Source organism: Mongoliibacter sp. (assembly GCF_007692705.1).
GTDB lineage: Bacteria > Bacteroidota > Bacteroidia > Cytophagales > Cyclobacteriaceae > Mongoliibacter.
The window spans coordinates 1-3,034 of the sequence record NZ_REBN01000013.1 but is presented as its reverse complement, the minus strand read 5'-3'; the positions used below and the strand labels follow the sequence as shown (position 1 = coordinate 3,034).

Annotated in this window: 4 protein-coding genes and 1 pseudogene; all 5 read left to right on the top strand. The window is 38.9% G+C overall.

What is annotated here, in order from left to right:
* Positions 1 to 191, top strand: a pseudogene (locus tag EA341_RS00190) (alkaline phosphatase); the annotation flags it as partial.
* A gap of 268 nt (positions 192 to 459) precedes the next feature.
* Positions 460 to 678 (top strand): hypothetical protein, encoded by a 219-nt coding sequence (locus tag EA341_RS00185; RefSeq protein WP_293010664.1) that lies wholly within the window; start codon positions 460 to 462, stop codon positions 676 to 678.
* A 184-nt stretch (positions 679 to 862) separates the two neighbouring features.
* Positions 863 to 1,267: a hypothetical protein gene (locus tag EA341_RS00180; RefSeq protein WP_293010663.1), complete on the top strand. Its 405-nt coding sequence runs from the start codon at positions 863 to 865 to the stop codon at positions 1,265 to 1,267.
* Positions 1,252 to 2,532: a relaxase/mobilization nuclease domain-containing protein gene (locus EA341_RS00175; protein WP_293010662.1), complete on the top strand. Its 1,281-nt coding sequence runs from the start codon at positions 1,252 to 1,254 to the stop codon at positions 2,530 to 2,532. Before EA341_RS00180 ends, EA341_RS00175 begins: the two co-directional genes overlap by 16 nt.
* Positions 2,533 to 2,535: 3 nt before the next feature.
* A partial coding sequence (locus EA341_RS00170) for a YWFCY domain-containing protein (RefSeq protein WP_293010661.1) occupies positions 2,536 to 3,034 on the top strand: 499 nt, incomplete at its 3' end.

Genomic DNA, 3,034 nt, shown 5'->3' with positions numbered 1-3,034 from the left:
TTGCACAGATTTTATCGAAACACAATGCGGTAAGTTGGGCGCATACCAATCATTCAGCCGACTATGTAGAGTTAGCTACTTATGGTCCAGGAAGTGAAACCATGCCAGGGTTTATCAAAAACTATGAATTACACAATTTTATGCTTGAGACTGCAGGGATTGATAGAAACAGGTTTGCTGTTACAGACTAATACTGGTTTCGTTTTCTTTTTTAATTACTATATTAGCTTGACACTTTGTTCACTCTTCGTTCCGAAAGTATATGAAAATATTGTACTAAAAATCTAAGTGAATACTTTAAATTTTCACCTTAGATTTTATTTTTTCGTTTATTATTTTGGTGATATATAAAGGCTATACACATCCGTCCAACCTCAAAAATATCTTTACCCCATTCCTGTCTACATACTGAATAATTTTTTTGTGTGATTTTAAACTTTGGTCAAAAATGATCAAAGTATGAAGACAACTACCCCACACAAATCAGAAAATTTCCGGCTGGATATTCCCGGAATCGAGCAGGTAAGATCCTACTTCCAAAAAATGGACTGCCCGGTTGAAGAAGCAGAAGTATTCTATTACTACTACCAATCATTGGATTGGAGAAATGAAAACGGAACAATCCTCAGAGATTGGAGGTCGGTCGCCATCAACTGGATGTGGAACCTTGAAGATTGATGGAAAAGCATGTATAAAATGGGATTTCCGAGATGGTTTCAGGCGGCTGCTTGGAGGGGAAAAGACTGCTGTGCTGCAGTCAGCTAGATGTAGTTTTGTCTACGCCAAAACCTGCTCTTCGCTCCAAAGTCGCCAGTCTAATATCCTCGGGACTCGGATATTTTCTCAGATAAAATTAAAAGTGATGGAAAGGAAAAATAAAAAATCTTCAAACAGACTTCCCTATAGGGTGGAGTGCAGAATACCGGAAAGTAAGTTTCAGGAGCTCAATGATATTATTGGAAAGAGTCAGGGACTGACCATGAGCGAGCTTGTCAGAAATATTCTTTTGGGTAAAAAAGTCAGGTTGGTTCATCATGATGCAAGTCTGGATATCATTATGGAAAAGCTTTCTGAATATTCCTCAATCATTAAAGGATTGGCAATTGATGTCAATCAGATCTGCATAAGTTTTAAAGATATTCAGCTAAAAAAATCAGAAACCAAAGCTTTGGAAAAAGTCAATAAATCTCTTGAAAAAGTATTGGAATTTCAGGTTCAGGTGGAAAGACAATGGGCTAACCTTTATGAAAAATGGTTGCAAAAATAACAACAGGGAAGTCATTGCATGGGCTGTTGGTTTACAATGAAAACAAGGTGAAATTAGGTGAGGCAAAAGTACTCTCCGGGAACGGTTTCCCTTCAGGTTTTGAGTTGAGTTCAGTAAAAACCAAACTCAGACGATTTGAAAAACTAACTGATCTGAACAGGAGAACCAAAACCAATTGTGTTCATATTTCACTTAATTTTTCTCCAAAGGATAAGATTGACGATGAGCTCCTGAAATATACTGCCAAGGAATATATGAAAAGGATCGGCTTTGCTGTCCAACCCTATTTGGTATATAGACACTATGATGCAGGGCATCCCCATATCCATATTGTGACCACCAACATTGATGCCGGGGGAAAAAGAATTGAAACACATGATCTGGGGAAAAACCAATCTGAGAAGGCAAGGAGGTTACTCGAAAAGGAATTGGGACTGATCAAGGCGGAGGATCAGAAGAAAGAATATACTATAAGGACACCTTTGGAAAAGGCTGAGTATGGGATTGCTGAAACCAAATCACTTGTTTCCAATATTGTAACCGAGGTCCTCAGGAATTATTACTTTGGTTCATTTTCAGCATTCAATGCCGTGCTTTCCCAATATAAAGTCGAAGCAGTAGAGGCTGGGAAAGTAACAGAGGAAGGGAAAATGCCAGGCTTGCTTTACTTTATTCTGGACAATAGGGGGAAAAGAGTAAGTGTACCTGTAAAAGCAAGCAGCATACACTCGAGACCAACCAGAAGAGCTGTGGATAGGAAGATTGAAGCTTTTAAAAAAGCTGCCTATAAGCCGAATAAAGAAATGAAGCAGAGGATCAGTGATGCTCTGAATGCTTGCAAAAACAATGAAAGAAACTTAAAGCAGTTTGGGGAGGAACTCCGCAAACGTGCAGTATATTTTAAACCGGCCTACACTGTGGATGGGAAGCTTTTTGGAACCACCTATGTTGATAATATTTCACGGACTGTGTTCAAGGGATCCGAAATTGGAAAGGAGTTTACAGCATCAGGAATCCAAAGGGAATTTTTAGGTTCACAGCTTAATATTTTTAATAAAACTGATATTGATGGATCCGGGAAATTTGGATCATTTAACCTTGAATATCCCTATCCGGAATATCACACTCAATCGAATCAGGATTATTTAAATCCAGACCTATCCAAAATAATTTCCAGTCGGAGTCTAAGAATTCCAGAGCAGGAGTATGCAGGACCAAACCCTTTTAAAAGAAGGAAGAAAAGAAAAAAGAAACCCAACTCTTGAAATATGCCGGGAAATGAAAATACAGATGCACTCAGGAAAATTCTTGAACTGACCAGAAAAGGAGGGATCTTCATGCTGATTTTACACTTCTATGATGTCTGCAGAAGTTTTTTCAGCACCAAAGGCTGGGAGCACTTCATGATGGATGAATTTATAGGGAAACTCTCCAAAACAGGACTTTACGATTCCCCGCATACGGCAAAGCTTCTTGCTTTTGTGCTCCTGATGATTTCTCTTCTTGGGATTCAGGGTAAAAAGTCTGTGAAGATCAGGCCCAAGGCTTTGATTGTTCTTTTCCTCCTAGGATTGATTGTCTATTGGGGTTCCATGATTGTTTTGGATTCAGGATCATTTCTTTATTCAGGTGAAGCTGCTTACATGTTTCTGGTAGGAGTAGGCGTACTGGTTTTGCTTTTTTCAGCCACCATGCTTTCCAGATATATCAGGGATTACTTTGAGCCTGACATTTTTAATAAAATCAATGAGGCCTTTCCCCAAGAGG